The 17,143-nt window shown below is 72.2% G+C and carries 10 protein-coding genes; 3 read left to right on the plus strand and 7 right to left on the minus strand.

Annotation, left to right across the window (positions count from 1 at the left end; all coding sequences use genetic code 11):
* Window positions 1-109 precede the first annotated feature (109 nt).
* Complete coding sequence (locus ACFWRV_RS25290; RefSeq protein ID WP_384338029.1) at window positions 110-1,471, minus strand: NAD(P)/FAD-dependent oxidoreductase; 1,362 nt, start codon at window positions 1,469-1,471, stop codon at window positions 110-112.
* A 419-nt stretch (window positions 1,472-1,890) separates the two neighbouring features.
* Here ACFWRV_RS25290 and ACFWRV_RS25295 point away from each other — a divergent pair, with 419 nt between their 5' ends.
* Window positions 1,891-3,459 carry a fused MFS/spermidine synthase gene (locus ACFWRV_RS25295; protein ID WP_384338030.1) on the plus strand — a complete coding sequence of 523 codons (1,569 nt, stop codon included), beginning with the start codon at window positions 1,891-1,893 and terminating at the stop codon, window positions 3,457-3,459.
* Between the two features lie 23 nt (window positions 3,460-3,482).
* Here ACFWRV_RS25295 and ACFWRV_RS25300 read toward each other — a convergent pair whose 3' ends face one another.
* The 5 genes from ACFWRV_RS25300 to ACFWRV_RS25320 form a co-directional block, all read right to left on the minus strand.
* Window positions 3,483-5,264, minus strand: coding sequence for an ABC transporter ATP-binding protein (locus tag ACFWRV_RS25300; protein WP_384338031.1), 1,782 nt, complete (start codon window positions 5,262-5,264; stop codon window positions 3,483-3,485).
* The gene (locus ACFWRV_RS25305) at window positions 5,261-7,120 is read right to left on the minus strand and encodes an ABC transporter transmembrane domain-containing protein (RefSeq protein ID WP_384338032.1); all 1,860 of its coding nucleotides are present in this window, start codon (window positions 7,118-7,120) and stop codon (window positions 5,261-5,263) included. Before ACFWRV_RS25305 ends, ACFWRV_RS25300 begins: the two co-directional genes overlap by 4 nt.
* A gap of 157 nt (window positions 7,121-7,277) precedes the next feature.
* Entirely contained in the window at window positions 7,278-8,762 is a 1,485-nt protein-coding gene (locus ACFWRV_RS25310; protein WP_384338033.1) for a Gfo/Idh/MocA family protein, read from the minus strand.
* A gap of 262 nt (window positions 8,763-9,024) precedes the next feature.
* A complete protein-coding gene (locus ACFWRV_RS25315) occupies window positions 9,025-11,976 on the minus strand; it encodes an FAD-binding and (Fe-S)-binding domain-containing protein (RefSeq protein WP_384338034.1) in 2,952 nt (983 codons plus the stop codon).
* A gap of 83 nt (window positions 11,977-12,059) precedes the next feature.
* Window positions 12,060-12,524, minus strand: coding sequence for a MarR family winged helix-turn-helix transcriptional regulator (locus tag ACFWRV_RS25320; protein ID WP_384338035.1), 465 nt, complete (start codon window positions 12,522-12,524; stop codon window positions 12,060-12,062).
* 115 nt (window positions 12,525-12,639) lie between these two features.
* Between ACFWRV_RS25320 and ACFWRV_RS25325 the strand changes: the two genes are divergently transcribed.
* Window positions 12,640-14,457 carry an ABC transporter ATP-binding protein gene (locus ACFWRV_RS25325; RefSeq protein ID WP_384338036.1) on the plus strand — a complete coding sequence of 606 codons (1,818 nt, stop codon included), beginning with the start codon at window positions 12,640-12,642 and terminating at the stop codon, window positions 14,455-14,457.
* Between the two features lie 425 nt (window positions 14,458-14,882).
* Window positions 14,883-15,743, plus strand: coding sequence for an endolytic transglycosylase MltG (gene mltG, locus ACFWRV_RS25330; protein WP_384338037.1), 861 nt, complete (start codon window positions 14,883-14,885; stop codon window positions 15,741-15,743).
* A gap of 23 nt (window positions 15,744-15,766) precedes the next feature.
* Here mltG and ACFWRV_RS25335 read toward each other — a convergent pair whose 3' ends face one another.
* On the minus strand, window positions 15,767-16,903 hold the full coding sequence (locus ACFWRV_RS25335) for an NAD(P)-binding domain-containing protein (RefSeq protein ID WP_384338038.1): 1,137 nt from the start codon (window positions 16,901-16,903) through the stop codon (window positions 15,767-15,769).
* Between the last annotated feature and the right edge of the window lie 240 nt (window positions 16,904-17,143).

Below are 17,143 nucleotides of genomic sequence, written 5' to 3' on the forward strand. Positions count from 1 at the left end.
CTCTACTGGCACACTCCGGCGGGGGTGGCGCACCCCGTGTTTCGGGACGTGCCCGGGCCGCGGTTTCCCCCCCGGGGGCTGCCGGCCGGCGCCCACGCCGACCTGCGGCTCAGTGCTTGATGACGGTCGCCGCCGTGTGCTCCTTGATCTGCTCCGGTGTCAGATAGGCGTCCGTGTACTCGAAGTCCCGCAGCGTCGCCGGCTTGCGGGACTGGAACCCGGTCCGGACGAAGTCGTCGCCGGCGACCGCGTTCAGCATCCAGTTCGTCATGACCCGGGTCTTCGCCACGTTCGTCCGCAGCGCCGACCAGTGGTAGCCCCGGGCCACCGCCTGCGCGGGCAGCCCGCGCAGCTCGATGCCCAGCGGCTTGGACACGGCGTCCTTGCCGCCGAGGTCCACGACGAGCCCCAGATCCTTGTGCACGTAGTCCTTGAGCGGCTCGTGGCGTACCGAGGCGATCAGGTTGTCCGCCAGCACCCGGCCCTGGCGCATCGCGTGCTGCGCCGTGGGCGGGCAGACCGCCCCGTCCCCCTTCGCCAGGTCGGGCACCGCGGCCGCGTCGCCGAGCGAGAACACCCCGTCCGCGCCCGGCAGTCTCAGCTGCGGAGTCACGGCGAGCCGGCCGCGTACCGTCTCCGCGCCGAGGGTGGCGATCAGCGGACTCGCGGCCACCCCGGCGGTCCAGATCAGGGTCCGGCAGGGCAGCACCCGGCCGTCGGTGAACGTGACCTCCTCCGGTCCCGCCTTGGCGATCGAGACCCCGAGCGACACCTCGATGTTCCGCTTGCGGAGCACCTCCAGCGCGGCCTGGCCGAGCTTGTCGCCGAGCTCCGGCATCAGCTTGGGCGCGATGTCGATCAGATGCCACTTGATGAGGCGCGGGTCCAGCCGGGGATAGTGCTTCACCGCGTTGGTGGTCAGGCGCCGGAGGCAGGCGGCCGTCTCCGTCCCCGCGTAACCGCCGCCGACCACCACGAACTGGAGCCGGGAGGCCCGCTCGGCCTCGTCGTGACTGGCGTCCGCCAGGTCCAGCTGGGCGATGACGTGGTCGCGCACGTACGCGGCCTCGGCCAGCGTCTTCATCCCCCGGGCGTTGTCGAGCAGCCCGGGAATGTCGAAGGTCCGGGTGACGCTGCCCGCCGCCAGCACGATGTAGTCGTACGGCTCGTTCACGATCTCGTCCGTGATCTTGCGGATCACGCAGACCTTGGCCTGCGTGTCCACGCCGATCGCCCCGCCCGGCACGATCCGGGTCCGGTGGCGGCGGCTGCGGCGCAGTGACACCGCGACGGACTGGGGGGTGAGCACCCCGGAGGCCACCTGGGGGAGCAGCGGCAGATAGAGCTGGTAGGAGAACGGTGTGACGAGCGTGATCTGTGCCTCGCCCGGAGCGAGCCTGCGCTCCAGACGGCGTACGCACTCGACGCCTGCGAAGCCGGCGCCGACGACGAGAATCCTGGGTGGTGCCACGGTCTGCGTCCCTTCTCGGGCTTGCGTGGTTCTGCGCTCGCCTGCCCCGTTTACCGGGTGATTCACCCCTCATCCTCACCGGATGCCCCGGCATCCGCCTCCTGACGGGGGTGAAACGGGGCCCGATCGGAGGGGAGGGGCGAGGCCCTCGGTCACCCGGTCGAGGGCCGCCGCCCGCCGGACCGGGTCCTCCCAGCGGGTCACGGCATCCGGGAAACGCCTCCGGTCCACGGCCGGGGCCGCGTCGGGCCTGGGCTTCTCGCCTCTGCACACCGGATCATGGGACCACCGGCCCCGGCGCGGGCGCACCGCGATGTCGTGGAACACCTGTTCCCGTCCCGCCCGGATCGGCTGTCCCGTTCCCTCCACCTCTTGGAACACAGGGAGTTCGGACCCTGCCCCCGTGCGAGGATGCTGCGGTGACCACATCGCCCCCCTCGCCCGTGGCCGACGACTCTCCCGTGGGCGACGACCCGCCCCGCGACGACCCCAGGGGGCTGGGGTCCCGTGCCGCGGCGGTCCTCGTGTTCGGGTCGTCGGCCGCCGTCCTCGTGGTCGAGATCGTCGCCCTGCGGCTGCTCGCCCCCTACCTCGGCCTCACCCTGGAAACCAGCACGATGGTGATCGGCATCGCGCTGACCGCCATCGCGCTGGGCTCCTGGCTGGGCGGGCGCATCGCGGACCAGGTCGACCCGCACCGGCTCATCGCCCCGGCGCTCGGGGTGTCGGGCGTGGTCGTCGCGCTCACCCCGCTCCTGCTCCGTACCACCGCGCAGTGGTCGCCGGCGCTGCTCCTGCTGGTCGCCTCGGCGACGCTCCTGGTGCCCGGCGCGCTGCTGTCCGCGGTGACCCCGTTCGTGACGAAGCTACGGCTGACCAGCCTCGCCGAGACCGGGACGGTCGTCGGGCGGCTCTCGGGCGTCGGTACCTTCGGAGCCATCGTCGGCACCGTCCTCACCGGATTCGTCCTGGTCTCCCGGCTGCCCGTCAGCTCCATCCTGATCGGCCTCGGAACGCTGCTGGTCCTCGGGGCCGCCGTCGTCGGATGGCGGGCCCGTCGCCGGCGGCGCGCCACGGCCGTGGCGCTCGCCACCGTCGTCGCGGGCACCCTGGCCACCGGGGTCGCCCCCGGCGGCTGCGACGCGGAGACCCGCTACCACTGCGCGCAGGTCGTCGCGGACCCGGACCGGGACAGCGGCCGCACGCTCGTCCTGGACGGACTGCGCCACTCCTACGTCGACGTGGAGGACCCGGCGTACCTGAGGTTCGCGTACGTACGCGCCTTCGCCTCCGTGGTCGACACCGCCTTCCCCGAGGGCGATCCGCTGACCGCCCACCACATCGGGGGCGGCGGCCTCACCTTCCCCCGCTACCTCGCGGCCGCCCGCCCCGGGACCCGCAGTCTCGTCTCCGAGATCGACCCCGGAGTCGTCCGCATCGACCGCGACCGGCTCGGCCTGGGCACGGGGGCCGCGACCGGCATCGACGTACGGGTGGAGGACGGCCGGCTGGGTCTGCGGCGGCTGGACGCGGGCGGCCACGACCTGGTCGTCGGCGACGCCTTCGGGGGCGTCAGCGCGCCGTGGCACCTCACGACGTCACAGGCGCTGAAGGACGTGCGCCGGGCGCTCGACGCGGACGGCCTGTACGTCGCCAACCTCATCGACCACGGCGAACTGGCTTTCGTCCGCGCCGAGGTCGCCACCCTCGCCGCGACCTTCCCCCATGTCGCGCTGCTCGGGAAGCCCGCGGACATCGGCCTGGACCCCACGGCGTCCCCCGTCGGCGGCAACATGGTGGTCGTCGCCTCCGGACGGCCGGTCGACGCCCCCGCGATCCAGGAGGCCCTGGACGCCCGGGACGTCGGCTGGAAGATCACAGGCGGCGACGACCTCGCCACCTGGACCGGCAACGCCCGGGTGCTCACCGACGACCACGCCCCCGTCGACCAGCTCCTCCAGCCCCACCCCACCCGAACGGCCCGGTGAACCCGGGCCGTTCGTCGAGTGCCTCACCCGTGCCAGGACCGCCACAGCGACGCGTACGCGCCGTCCGCCGCCACCAGCTCGTCGTGGCTGCCCAGTTCGCTGATCCGGCCGTCCTCCACGACCGCGATCACATCCGCGTCGTGCGCGGTGTGCAGCCGGTGCGCGATCGCCACCACCGTACGGCCCTCCAGCACCCGGGCCAGTGAACGCTCCAGATGGCGGGCGGCCCGCGGGTCCAGCAGCGACGTCGCCTCGTCCAGCACCAGCGTGTGCGGATCGGCCAGCACGAGACGGGCCAGCGCGATCTGCTGCGCCTGCGCGGGGGTCAGCGCGAACCCGCCCGAGCCGACCTCGGTGTCCAGCCCCTTCTCCAGGGCCTTCGCCCAGCCGTCGGCGTCGACCGCGGCGAGCGAGGCCCACAGCTCCGCGTCCTCCGCCCCTTCGCGGGCGAGGCGGAGGTTGTCCCGGAGCGAACCGACGAAGACGTGGTGTTCCTGGTTGACCAGGGCGACATGCTCGCGGACCCGCTCCGCCGTCATCCGCGACAACTCCGCCCCGCCGAGCGTCACCTCGCCGGTGCGGGGCGCGTAGATCCCCGCCAGCAGCCGCCCCAGCGTCGACTTGCCCGCGCCGGACGGGCCGACCAGGGCGAGCCGGGTGCCCGGAGCCACGTCGAGCGACACCTTGTGCAGGACGTCGACGCCCTCCCGGTACCCGAAGCGGACGTCGTCCGCCCGCACGTCCCGGCCGTCCGGACCCACCCCGGCATCGCCCGCGTCCGGCTCGATCTCCCGGACGCCGACCAGCCGGGCCAGCGACACCTGGGCCACCTGGAGCTCGTCGTACCAGCGCAGGATCAGACCGATCGGGTCGACCATCATCTGGGCCAGCAGCGCCCCTGTGGTCAGCTGGCCGACCGTGATCCACCCCTCCAGCACGAACCAGCCGCCCAGCAGCAGGACCGCGCCGAGGATCGTCACGTACGTCGCGTTGATGACGGGGAACAGCACCGAGCGCAGGAACAGCGTGTACCGCTCCCACGCGGTCCACTCGGTGATCCGCCGGTCCGACAGCGCGACCCGGCGGTCGCCGAGGCGGTGCGCCTCCACGGTCCGCCCGGCGTCCACGGTCTCCGCGAGCATCGCGGCGACGGCGGCGTAACCGGCGGCCTCCGAGCGGTACGCGGAGGGGGCCCGCCGGAAGTACCAGCGGCAGCCCACGATCAGCACCGGCAGCGCGATCAGCACGGCCAGCGCCAGCGGGGGAGCGGTCACCGTCAGCGCGCCGATCAGCAGACCGGCCCAGACGACGCCGATCGCCAACTGCGGCACAGCCTCGCGCATCGCGTTCGCCAGCCGGTCGATGTCCGTGGTGATCCGGGAGAGCAGATCGCCCGTCCCGGCCCGCTCCAGAACCCCGGGCGGCAGCCCGACGGACCGGACGAGGAAGTCCTCGCGCAGATCCGCGAGCATCTCCTCGCCCAGCATCGCGCCGCGCAGCCGCATGGAGCGGGTGAAGACGGTCTGGATGACCAGCGCCACCGCGAAGATCGCAGCCGTACGCTCCAGATGCAGGTCGGTGACGCCGTCGGACAGGTCCTCGACCAGCCCGCCCAGCAGATACGGTCCGGTGATCGAGGCGATCACCGCCACCGCGTTGACCGTGATCAGGACGGTGAACGCCCTGCGGTGCCGGCGCAGCAGACTCCGTACGTATCCCCGCACGGTCGTCGGCGTGCCCACGGGCAGCGTCGTCGCCGACTCCGGGGCCGCGGGGTCGTACGCCGGGGGTGCGACGCCGATCATGCCCTCTCCTCGATTTCCTGGATGTTCTTCATGGCGGGGACCGCTTCGATGCCGGCCGTGGTGTCCGGTGCGGACGCCGCCGCCTCGTCGTCGGTCTCCCGGGTGACGACCGCCCGGTAGCGCGGTTCGGTGCGCAGCAGTTCGCGGTGGCCCCCCACGGCGACGACGGCGCCCTCGTGGACGAGGACCACCCGGTCGGCGGCGTCGAGCAGCAGCGGCGACGAGGCGAACGCCACCGTCGTACGCCCCCGGCGCAGCTCGGCGATCCCGGCGGCGACCCGTGCCTCGGTGTGCGAGTCGACCGCGGAGGTCGGCTCGTCGAGCACCAGCGCCTCCGGGTCGGTGACCAGCGACCGGGCCAGCGCGAGGCGCTGGCGCTGGCCGCCGGACAGGGACCGGCCGCGCTCGGTGATCCGGGTCCGCATCGGGTCCCCGTCGTTGTCGGGGGACGCCTGCGCCAGGGCGCTCAGCACATCACCGCACTGGGCCGCCGCCAAGGCCGCGTCCGCTGTGACCAGGCCCGAGGACGGTACGTCGAGCAGCTCCCGGAGCGTGCCGGACAGCAGCACCGGGTCCTTGTCCTGGACCAGCACCGCGGCCCGTGCGGCGTCCAGCGGGATCTCGTCCAGCGCGACCCCGCCGAGCAGCACCGACGGTTTCGCCGCCGACGCCTCGCCGTCCTCTTCCCCGTTCTCCTCGCCGGTCTCCGCGTGCCCGCCGAGCCGCTCGGCCAGCCGGCCGGCCTCGTCCGGGTCGCCGCAGACGACGGCCGTGAACGTCCCCCGCGGGGCCATCAGCCCGGTCACCGGGTCGTACAGATCACCGGTCGGCGTCACGCCCTGCACCGTGGCCGCCCGCGAGCTGCGGCGCAACGACAGCACGCGGACCGCACGCTGGGCGGACGGCCGCGAGAAGGAGTACGCCATCGCGATCTCCTCGAAGTGACGGAGCGGGAACAGCATCAGGGTGGCCGCGCTGTAGACCGTGACGAGCTGGCCGACGTCGATGCGGCCGTCCCGGGCGAGCGTCGCCCCGTACCAGACCAGGGAGATCAGCAGGATCCCCGGCAGCAGCACCTGCACCGCCGAGATCAGCGCCCACATCCTGGCGCTGCGCACGGCCGCGCGGCGGACCTCCTGGGAGGCACGGCGGTAGCGGCCGAGGAACAGCTCCTCGCCGCCGATGCCGCGCAGCACCCGCAGCCCGGCGACGGTGTCCGAGGCCAGCTCGGTGGCCTTGCCCGCCTTCTCGCGCTGTTCGTCGGCGCGGCGGGTGGCCCGCGGCAGCAACGGCAGCACGGCCAGGGCGAGCACCGGCATGGCGAGCGCCACCATCAGACCGAGGGACGGGAGGTAGATCGCCAGACCGACGCAGATCACCACGAGGGCGGTGGCCGCGGCGGCGAAGCGGGAGAGCGCCTCGACGAACCAGCCGATCTTCTCCACGTCGCCGGTCGAGACGGCGACGACCTCACCGGCCGCGACCCGCCGCGTCAGCGCCGATCCCAGCTCGGCGGTCTTGCGGGCGAGCAGCTGCTGCACCCGAGCGGCGGCGGTGATCCAGTTGGTCACGGCGGTCCGGTGGAGCATGGTGTCGCCGACGGCGATCAGCACGCCGAGGGCCACGATGAGGCCACCCGCCAGGGCGAGCCGACCCCCGGAGCGGTCGATGACGGCCTGGACGGCGAGCCCCACGGTGACCGGCAGTCCCGCGATGCCGAGCTGGTGCAGCAGTCCCCAGGAGAGGGACTTCAGCTGCCCACCGAGCTGGTTGCGCCCGATCCAGTAGAGGAATCGGGGGCCTGAACGGACATCGGGGTCGCCGGGATCCGAATACGGAAGGTCGCGAATCTGCATGACGTCCCAGGGCTTGTGAAACGGAGATCCGGGTGGATCTCGAAGAACGGGGTGACGTGCAAGGTTCCCTGTTCGTCCCGTTCCGGGGCAACCGGTTTTACGGCGTGCCACCGCCCTGCGGGGCCCCGGGCCCGCTCGGCCCGGGACCCCGGGAACGTCACTCCGCGGGCTTCTCGGAGTCCATGCCGGACCGGGCCTTCTTCCACTCGCCCCGGGTGAAGTCCGGGATCGGCAGCGGCGCGCCCTTGGCCTTGATGGAGAGGTGGCTCAGCGGCACGGGGGCCGTCCAGGTCGCCGCGTCGTACACGTCGAAGTCGGGGACCAGTCCGAGCCGCATGCACTGCATCAGCCGGAAGACCATCATGTAGTCCATGCCGCCGTGCCCGCCCGGCGGATTCGCGTGCTCCTTCCAGAGCCAGTGGTCCCACTCGGCGTACTTCTTGAAGTCGTCCCACTCGTGGTTCGTGTTGGTGGGCTCCAGGTAGACGCGCTCCGGGTAGTCCTCGAACACGCCCCGGGTACCGCCGAGGCTGTTGATACGGGAGTAGGGGTGCGGGGACGACACGTCGTGCTCCAGCCGGATCACCCGCCCCTTGGCCGTCTGCACGAGGCTGATCGTCCGGTCGGCCCCGATGTACGACTCCTTCCAGCTCGGGTCGCCGGGCGGCATGTGCTCCTTGCGGTAGGCGGCAAGCCCCAGCGCCGGGGTGCCGATGCTCGTGATGCTCACGGCACGGTCGCCCCGGTTGACGTCCATGTAGTTGGCGACCGGACCGAACCCGTGGTTGGGGTAGAGGTCACCGCGCAGCCGGGTGTGCCACAGCCGCCGCCACGGACCCTCGTAGTAGTCGGGGTCGAACATCAGCTCGCGCAGGTCGTGGTTGTAGGCCCCCGCCCCGTGCAGCAGATCGCCGAAGAGACCGGCGTGCGCCATGCGCAGCACCCGCATCTCGTTCTTGCCGTAACAGCAGTTCTCCAGCTGCATGCAGTGCCGCCGGGTGCGCTCGGAGAGGTCGACGAGCTGCCAGAGCTCCTCCAGCCGCATCGCGATCGGACACTCCACGCCGACGTGCTTGCCGTTCAGCATCGCCGCCTTCGCCATCGGGAAGTGCAACTCCCACGGCGTCACCACGTAGACGAAGTCGATGTCCCCGCGCTTGCAGAGGTTCTCGTAGTCGTGCTCGTCCTTGGCGTAGATCGCCGGGGCGGGCTGACCGGCGGCCGTCACCTTCTTGGCGGCCTTCTCCGCCTTGTCCCGGACCGTGTCGCAGACCGCCTTGACCTGGACGCCCGGGACGGCGAGGAACAGGTCGATCATGCTGTCGCCGCGGTTGCCGAGGCCGATGATGCCGACCCGGACCTTGGAACGTCGCTCGAAGGGCACGTCCGCCATGGTGCGGCCCTGCCGGGCGGGAGCGGCGGCGACGGCCTCCGCGGCCGCGACGGCTTCGGGGGCGGTCGCCCCGGCCGCCGACGCGGTTCCGCCGCCCAGTGCGCCGAGGCCGATTCCGGCGCCGGCCACGCCCGCCGTGGTCCACAGCACCGAACGGCGGCTGGGATCCTGCCGCTTCGCCTCGTCGGCCGCGCCGCTGTGCGGGGGTATGCCCTGCGGTTCCGGTGCGGGCCGGGCGTGGTCGTTCATCGAGCCTCCAGGTGGGGTTGGGGGTTCAGACGGTGCGCGAGCGCGTCCGGTCCCCGCACGGATGGCGAGCGCGGGGACCGGGGCTCGGTAAGGACCCTGGAGGGTGAGGCTGAGGGTGCGCAAGGGAAGTATTTGGACTCTTGTCCTCAAACCTTGGACTTTTCTCACGGCACGCCGCGACCCCGACCGGTTCAACCAATCGGGGCCGCGAAACGCTCATGTGTGCACGTCGGAAGGGGTGTCTCCGGCCGACGTCAGGAAGTCATCGGACGGTCGGCCGGGTGGCGTGTTCCAATTCGATCAGCGCCGAGCGGTACGGGCGCCCGGTTGCCCGCTCCATGCCGATCTCGCACATCCGGTTCGCCGACAGATAGGCGTCGTACGGGCGGCGGTCGACCTCGGCGGCCTCCTTGGCCGTCGCCGAGTCGGTCAACTCCTTGTGCAGCATGCCCCGGTCGCCCGCGAACGCGCAGCACCCCGCGTCGTCCGGGACCACGACCTCCTCCGCGCAGGCCTCGGCCAGGGCCCGCAACTGCCCCACGTCACCCAGGTGTTCCATCGAACAGGTCGGATGCACGACGGCCGAACCGGCGGTCCGGAACACCGTCAACTCCGGCAGCAGCTCGTCGGCAGCCCACACCAGCGAGTCCACGACGGTCAGTTCGCGGTGCAGCGCCCGGTTGTCATCGGTGAGGTAGGGCACCACCTCCTCGGCGATGCCGAGCGTGCACGAGGAGGCGTCCACGACCAGCGGCAGCGTCCCGCCCGCCGTCCAGCCCCAGGCGGCCTCCACGATGCGGTTCGCCATGATCCTGGTGCCCGCGTCGTACCCCTTGGAGTGCCAGATCGTCGCGCAGCACGTCCCCGCGACGTCCTCGGGGATCCACACCGGCTTTCCGGCCCGGCCGGACACGGCGACCACCGCCTCGGCCAGGGAGAGCTCCGGGCCGCTCCCATCCCCCGGCCCGCCGAAGATGCGGTTGACACACGCCGGGTAATAGACCGCGCTCGCCCCGACGCGGGAGGTGCGCGGCAGCCGCCGGGCCGCCGCGCCGGGGATCTGCGGCAGCCACTCCGGTACGAGATCGGGGCGGACGGCCTTGCGGGCGAGCCGCGTCACGGCCTCCAGCGGACCGTCGCCCACCCGGTCGCCGACCGCGTCGGCCGCCGCGACGGCGAGCCGCGCCGAGGCCTCGACCGCGCGGAAGTTCTTCGCGGTGAGCGCGGCGATCCGCTCCTCGCGCGGGGTGTGCCTGCGGTGCCGGAAGCCCTTCATCATCGCCCCCGTGTCGATGCCGACCGGGCAGGCGAGTTTGCAGGTGGAATCTCCGGCACAGGTGTCCACGGCGTCGTATCCGTACGCGTCCAGGAGGCCGGCCTCCACCGGGGAGCCGTCGCCCTGGCGCATCATCTCCCGGCGCAGCACGATCCGCTGGCGCGGAGTGGTCGTCAGATCCTGGCTGGGGCAGGTCGGTTCGCAGAAGCCGCACTCGATGCACGGGTCGGCGACCGCCTCCACCTTCGGAATGGTCTTCAGACCCCGCAGATGGGCCCGTGGGTCCCGGTCCAGCACGATGCGCGGGGCGAGCACCCCGGCGGGATCGATGACCTGCTTGGTCCGCCACATCAGCTCGGTGGCGCGCGGCCCCCACTCCCGCTCCAGGAACGGCGCGATATTGCGTCCGGTGGCGTGCTCCGCCTTGAGCGACCCGTCGAACCGGTCCACCACCAGCCCGCAGAACTCCTGCATGAACGCGTCGTACCGCGTCACGTCGGCCGGCTTCGCCGCGTCGAACGCGAGCAGGAAGTGCAGATTGCCGTGCGCCGCATGACCGGCCACGGCGGCGTCGAAGCCGTGCCGCGACTGGAGCTCCAGCAGCGCCCCGCAGGCGTCCGCCAGCCGGTCGGGCGGCACCGCGAAGTCCTCCGTGATCAGGGTGGTGCCCGAGGGCCGGGACCCGCCGACCGCCGTGACGAACGCCTTGCGGGCCTTCCAGTACCCGGCGATTGCCCCGGCGTCCCGGGTGAACGCGTTGGTCACCGACGCGGCCGGACGAACCAGGTCCAGATCGGCGACGACGGTGTCCGCCGCCCGCTCGAACGCCTCCTGGCCCGCGTCGTCGGCGGCCCGGAACTCCACCAGCAGTGCGGTCGTCTCCCGGGGCAGCGCCGCCCAGTCCGCCGGAACGCCCGGCACGCTCACCGAGGCGCGCAGGGTGTTGCCGTCCATCAGCTCCACGGCGATCGCCCCCGCCTCGTTGAACCGGGGCACGGCGGCCGCGGCGGCGGTGAGGGAGGGGAAGAACAGCAGGGCGCTGGAGATCCGCCGGTCCAGCGGCAGGGTGTCGAAGACGACCTCGGAGATGAAGCCGAACGTGCCCTCGGAGCCGACCATGAGACCCCGCAGGATCTGCACCGGGGTCGCCCCGTCGAGGAAGGCGTCCAGGCGGTAGCCGTTGGTGTTCTTGATCGTGTACTTGGCGCGGATCCGGGCGGTCAGCTCCTCGTCCGCCTCGATCTCCGCCTTCAGCTCCAGCAGCCCCGCGCACAGCTCCGGCTCGGCGTGGGCCAGCTCCTCGTCGGCGGCGGGGTCGGCCGTGTCGACGACGGTGCCGCTCGGCAGGACGAAGGTGAGCGAGGCGAGCGTCCGGTAGGAGTTGCGGGTGGTGCCCGCCGTCATGCCCGAGGCGTTGTTGGCGACGACCCCGCCGACGGTGCAGGCGATGGCGCTGGCCGGGTCGGGGCCCAGCAGCCTCCCGAACCGGGCGAGGGTGATGTTGGCCCGCATGACGGTGGTGCCCGGCAGGATCCGGGCCCGCGCCCCGTCGTCCAGCACCTCGACGCCGGTCCAGTGGCGGCGTACGTCGACGAGGATGTCCTCGCCCTGCGCCTGGCCGTTGAGGCTGGTGCCGGCGGCCCGGAAGACCACGTCACGGCCCTTGCCATGGGCGTACGAAAGGATCGCGGAGACGTCGTCGAGGTCCGCGGGGACCAGCACGACCCGGGGGAGGAAGCGGTAGGGGCTGGCGTCGGAGGCGTACCGCACGAGGTCGGAGATCTTCCAGAGCACCTTGTCCGCGCCGAGCAGGGCGATCAGCTCGGAGCGCAGGGGCTCGGGGGTGCCGCCCGCGCTGCCGTCGGTGACTCGGTCGGGGGCGGGTTCGCGTGCCGTTCCCGGGCGCAGGGCTTCCGGATCGGGCTCCAGCAGAGGCATGTGTGATCGGCCTTCCCCTCGGCGCGGCGCTCAGCGGCCGCACTCGGCAACGGCTTTCGGCAACGGCTCTTCAGCGACAGCTCTCAGCAGTGGCGCTCCGGCATTCCGTCGACCAGAGCGGACAGCAGCCCGCCGAGCACCTCGCGCTGATCGGCGGTCAATGGAGCCAGGATCTCCTCTGCGGCGGCCCGGCGCGCGCTGCGCAGGGACCGCAGCGTGGCGCGCCCCTCGTCGGTGATCTCGATCCGGACCACCCGGCGGCTGTCGGGATCCGGGGCGCGGCGCACCCGGCCGCTCGCCTCCAGGGCGTCGACCAGCGTCGTCACGGCGCGCGGCACGACGTCCAGCCGCCGGGCGAGATCCGCCATCCGGGGGGCCGCGTCGTAACTCGCGACCGTCCGCAACAGCCGGAACTGCGCCGGAGTGATGTCGATCGGCTCCAGCTGGCGGCGCTGGATGCGGTGCAGCCGACGGGTGAGGCGCAGCAGCTGCTCGGCGAGCACGCCGTCGCGGGAATCGGGGGAGCCGGGGGAATCTGGGGCGTCCATACGGGAACAATATCAGGACCTTGTTCATTGTGAGTACAGGTAACAATGAGCTAAGCTCTCGATGTGCGGAGGCCGGGTCTGTCCCGGCCGCGCCTCACGCCCGACGAAGGAGCCCATGAAACCCGACGAATCCACGTGGACGCCCCCGCCCGATGCCCGCGCCGAAGCCGACCGGCCGCCCGCCGAGGTGCGCCGCATCCTCCGTCTCTTCCGCCCCTATCGCGGCCGCCTGGCCGTCGTCGGCCTGCTGGTCGGCGCATCCTCCCTGGTGTCCGTCGCCTCCCCGTTCCTGCTCCGCGAGATCCTCGACACCGCCATCCCGCAGGGACGCACGGGCCTGCTGACCCTGCTGGCCCTCGGCATGATCCTCACCGCCGTGATGACCAGCGTCTTCGGCGTGCTCCAGACCCTCATCTCGACCACCGTCGGCCAGCGCGTCATGCACGACCTGCGTACCGCCGTCTACACCCAGCTCCAGCGGATGCCGCTCGCCTTCTTCACCCGCACCCGCACGGGCGAGGTCCAGTCCCGCATCGCCAACGACATCGGCGGTATGCAGGCGACGGTCACCTCCACCGCGACCTCGCTGGTCTCCAACCTCACGGCCGTCATCGCGACCGTCGTCGCCATGCTCGCCCTCGACTGGCGGCTCACCGTCGTCTCGCTGCTCCTGCTGCCGGTCTTCGTCGCGATCAGCCGCCGCGTCGGCCGGGAACGCAAGAAGATCACCACCCAGCGCCAGAAGCAGATGGCCGCGATGGCCGCCACGGTCACCGAGTCCCTCTCGGTCAGCGGCATCCTCCTCGGCCGCACCATGGGCCGCTCCGACTCCCTCACCCAGGGCTTCGCCGAGGAGTCCGAGCGCCTGGTCGACCTCGAAGTGCGCTCCAACATGGCCGGCCGCTGGCGGATGTCCACGATCGGCATCGTGATGGCCGCCATGCCCGCCGTCATCTACTGGGCGGCCGGCCTCACCTTCGCCTCCGGGGCCGCCGCCGTCTCCATCGGCACGCTGGTCGCCTTCGTCACGCTCCAGCAGGGCCTGTTCCGGCCGGCGGTCAGCCTGCTCTCCACCGGTGTGCAGATGCAGACCTCCCTCGCCCTCTTCCAGCGCATCTTCGAGTACCTCGACCTCACGGTGGACATCACCGAACCGGAACACCCCGTCCGCCTGGAGAAGATCCGTGGCGAGATCGCTTTCGAGGACGTCGACTTCAGCTACGACGAGAAGAGCGGCCCGACCCTGACCGGCATCGACGTGACCGTTCCCGCGGGCGCCGGCCTCGCGGTCGTCGGATCCACCGGTTCCGGCAAATCGACCCTCAGCTACCTGGTGCCCCGGCTGTACGACGTCACCGGCGGCCGGGTCACGCTCGACGGGGTCGACGTCCGCGACCTGGACTTCGACACCCTCGCCCGGGCGGTCGGCGTCGTCTCCCAGGAGACCTACCTCTTTCACGCCTCGGTCGCCGACAACCTGCGCTTCGCCAAGCCGGAGGCCACCGACGAGGAGATCGAGGCCGCGGCCCGCGCCGCGCAGATCCACGACCACATCGCCTCCCTGCCCGACGGCTACGACACGATGGTCGGCGAGCGCGGCTACCGCTTCTCGGGCGGCGAGAAGCAGCGCCTCGCCATCGCCCGCACCATCCTGCGCGATCCGCCGGTCCTGATCCTCGACGAGGCGACCAGCGCGCTCGACACCCGTACGGAACAGGCCGTGCAGGAAGCGATCGACGCCCTGTCCGCCGGACGGACCACGCTCACCATCGCGCACCGGCTCTCCACCGTCCGCGACGCTGACCAGATCGTCGTCCTGGAGGACGGCCGGGTAGCCGAGCGAGGTACGCACGAGGAGCTGCTCGACCGCGACGGCCGCTACGCCGCCCTGATCCGCCGCGACGCCCACCCGACCCCGGTGCCGACGTCCTGACCGCCCGCGACGAGCGGCTGAGCAGACCGGCTCCGTACACACGGCGGCGCCGCCACTCCCGTGGGACGGGGAGCGACGGCGCCGGGTGGAGCGATGGTCAGACGAGCCAACCCACGAAGTGGACGACGCCGGCAAGCAGGTTGGTCAGGAAGTTCATCGGGTCTTTCTCCTTGTACGTGGTGCATCTGTGGGACTACGCAGTAGCGGTCTGCAGCCCGTTGACTGCGCTCTGCAATCATCACGCCCCGGACGAGTGAAGAGCAATGAATCCCCTGACGATCACGCGTTCCAGCGAACATCCGATCCCTTGTTCGTGTGTTCCGGCCACGGGTGTTCTCTTCGCGCCGTACGGCGTTCGTGTCGCCGGAGCCGACGCCGTGGTCGGGCTACCGGCCGTGGCTCACATGCCGGGTTAACGTGCCCGCATGGTGAACGAGTCCCCGGACGCCCGCCCCCGCCGCAGACTCCGCCCGACCCGCCGCGGGAAGATCGTCATGGTCGTCGGCGCACTGCTCGTCGTGTCGGCCGCCGTCCTGATCCCGCTCTCCCTGACCGGATCGGACCAGCCGCAAAAGGAGAAGGAGAGCCCGCAGGCCACGCTGATGATCCCCGAGGGCCGTCGCGCCTCGCAGGTGTACGAAGAGGTCGACCGGCGGCTCGACCTGAAGCCCGGCAGCACACGGAAAGCCGCGTCGACGGTGGATCTGAAGCTGCCCGAGGAGGCCGAGGGCAACCCCGAGGGCTACCTCTTCCCGGCCACGTACCCGATCGACGACGCGACCGAGCCCGCCGGCCTGCTGCGCTACATGGCCGACACCGCCCGCACGTATTTCGGCGCGGACCACGTCACGGCGGGGGCCCAGCGCAACAACGTCTCGGTCTACGACACGGTCACGATCGCCAGCATCGTCCAGGCCGAGGCCGACTCCGTGTCCGACATGGGCAAGGTGGCCCGGGTCGTCTACAACCGGCTGCTCAAGGACATGCCGCTCCAGATGGACTCCACCATCAACTACGCCCTGAAGCGCTCCACCCTGGACACGACGACCGCCGACACCCAACTGGAAAGCCCGTACAACAGCTACCGGATCAAGGGCCTCCCGCCGACTCCCATCGGCAACCCGGGGGAGGAGGCGCTGCGCGCGGCCGTCAGCCCCACGCCCGGCCCCTGGCTGTACTTCGTCACGGTCGGCCCCGGCGACACCCGGTTCACCGACAGCTACGACGAGCAGCAGAAAAACGTCGAGGAGTTCAACCGCAGCCGCGGTGCCGCCACCACGAGCTGACCGGTTCCCTCCCGACGCGGGGATCAGACTCCTGGGCCCGCGACGGGAACGGCGACCGCCGCCCCGGCGTCCCGTTCCGTCCGGCCGGCGTCGGTCTCCTTCAGCAGCCGCACGACCGACCGCACCGCCGCGCGGCCCGCGCGGTTGGCTCCGATGGTGCTGGCGGACGGCCCGTACCCCACGAGATGCACGCGCCGGTCGCGTACGGCACGGGTGTCCTCGGCCCGGATGCCACCACCCGGCTCACGCAGTCTCAGCGGGGCCAGATGGTCCACGGCGGGCCGGAACCCGGTCGCCCAGAGGATCACGTCGGCCTCGACGGTCCGGCCGTCGTCCCAGGCCACGCCGGTCGGGGTGATCCGGTCGAACATCGGCAGCCGGTCCAGCACCCCCTGCTCCCGGGCGCGCCGCACCGCATCGGTCATCGGCAGCCCGGTCACGCTGACCACACTCTTCGGCGGCAGCCCGTTGCGGACGCGCTCCTCCACCATCGCCACGGCCGCGCGCCCCCACTCCTCGGTGAACGGCCCCTCGCGGAACACCGGTTCGCTGCGCGTCACCCAGAACGTGCCGGCCGCGTGCTCGGCGATCTCCATCAGATGCTGCGTACCGGAGGCGCCGCCCCCGACCACGAGGACGCGCTGCCCCGCGAACTCCTCGGGCCCCGGGTAGTTCGCCGTGTGCAACTGCCGCCCCCGGAAGGTCTCCTGGCCCGGATAGCGCGGCCAGAACGGCCGGTCCCAGGTGCCGGTCGCGTTGATCAGGGCCCGCGTCGCGTAATTCCCCTCGGACGTCTCCACCAGCAGCCGCCCGCCGCTTCCCTCCCGCACGGCGCTCACCTCCACGGGCCGGTGGACCCGCAGATCGAAGCGCTCCTCGTACGCGGCGAAATACCCGCCGATCACCTCCGAGGAGGGCCGGTCGGGGTCGGCTCCGGTCAGCTCCATGCCCGGCAGCGCGTGCATCCCGTGGACCTTGCCGTACGTCAGCGAGGGCCAGCGGAACTGCCACGCGCCACCCGGCCGGGGCGCGTGGTCCAGCACGACGAAACGGCTCTCCGGCTCCAGCCCGACGCGGCGCAGGTGGTAGGCGGCGGACAGCCCCGCCTGGCCCGCGCCGATCACGACCACGTCCAGCTCGCGCACCCCAGAAATGTTCACGCTTCTACTAACTCGTCGGGGGGGGGGGGGGGGTGCGCGCCGCCCCCGGGCCCCCCCCCCCCGGGCCCCCGGCCCCCCCCCCCCCCCCCCCCGCGCCCCCCCCCCCCCCCCCCCCCACCGGCGCCGCGCGCCCGCGCCCCCCCCCCCCCTGACTCGCCCCCCCCCCCACCAAGGTTCACGTCTCAAACCAATTGGGGGGGGTCCGGTTATCTCCGGGGCCCCCCGACGGACACCACCGCG

Origin of the sequence: Streptomyces sp. NPDC058576 (assembly GCF_042718715.1) — a bacterium.
GTDB lineage: Bacteria > Actinomycetota > Actinomycetes > Streptomycetales > Streptomycetaceae > Streptomyces.

Excerpts from the sequence above, each read along its gene's own strand:
- ACFWRV_RS25325 (WP_384338036.1), top strand. The coding sequence starts at position 12,640 with ATGAAACCCGACGAATCCACGTGGACGCCCCCGCCCGATGCCCGCGCC.
- ACFWRV_RS25310 (WP_384338033.1), bottom strand. The coding sequence starts at position 8,762 with ATGAACGACCACGCCCGGCCCGCACCGGAACCGCAGGGCATACCCCCG.
- ACFWRV_RS25320 (WP_384338035.1), bottom strand. The coding sequence starts at position 12,524 with ATGGACGCCCCAGATTCCCCCGGCTCCCCCGATTCCCGCGACGGCGTG.
- ACFWRV_RS25300 (WP_384338031.1), bottom strand. The coding sequence starts at position 5,264 with ATGATCGGCGTCGCACCCCCGGCGTACGACCCCGCGGCCCCGGAGTCG.
- mltG (WP_384338037.1), top strand. The coding sequence starts at position 14,883 with ATGGTGAACGAGTCCCCGGACGCCCGCCCCCGCCGCAGACTCCGCCCG.
- ACFWRV_RS25315 (WP_384338034.1), bottom strand. The coding sequence starts at position 11,976 with ATGCCTCTGCTGGAGCCCGATCCGGAAGCCCTGCGCCCGGGAACGGCA.
- ACFWRV_RS25305 (WP_384338032.1), bottom strand. The coding sequence starts at position 7,120 with ATGCAGATTCGCGACCTTCCGTATTCGGATCCCGGCGACCCCGATGTC.